This is a genomic window from Halomonas sp. SIMBA_159 (assembly GCF_046536035.1).
In the GTDB taxonomy this organism is placed as follows: domain Bacteria; phylum Pseudomonadota; class Gammaproteobacteria; order Pseudomonadales; family Halomonadaceae; genus Vreelandella; species Vreelandella venusta_A.
The window spans coordinates 1-249 of sequence record NZ_JAWJBT010001186.1 but is presented as its reverse complement, the minus strand read 5'-3'; the positions used below and the strand labels follow the sequence as shown (position 1 = coordinate 249).

The following is a 249-nucleotide window of genomic DNA, read 5'->3' as shown; positions in this document are numbered from 1 at the left end:
AGCGAACTCCTGCTTGGGCAGCTAAATTTATTACCACTTCTGGTTGCTCTTCTGCAAATATGCTACTAATTAGTACATCGTTCTCTAAGTCAGTTTTATGAAAAGTGAAATTAGGGTTTTCTAATAATTTTAATCGATCCTCTTTTAGATTTACAGAATAGTATTCGTTTAGATTATCAATACCAGTTATGATATGTCCTTGTGTTAAAAGTTTTTTTATTAATGTAGAACCAATAAATCCTGCTGCTC

Annotated in this window: 1 protein-coding gene; it reads right to left on the bottom strand. The window is 31.7% G+C overall.

The genetic code is table 11. The annotated features are described in order from the left end of the window. Positions 1 to 249, bottom strand: a 249-nt coding sequence (locus R0J87_RS23010) for a GDP-mannose 4,6-dehydratase (protein WP_498889260.1), incomplete at both ends; no start/stop codon positions are given.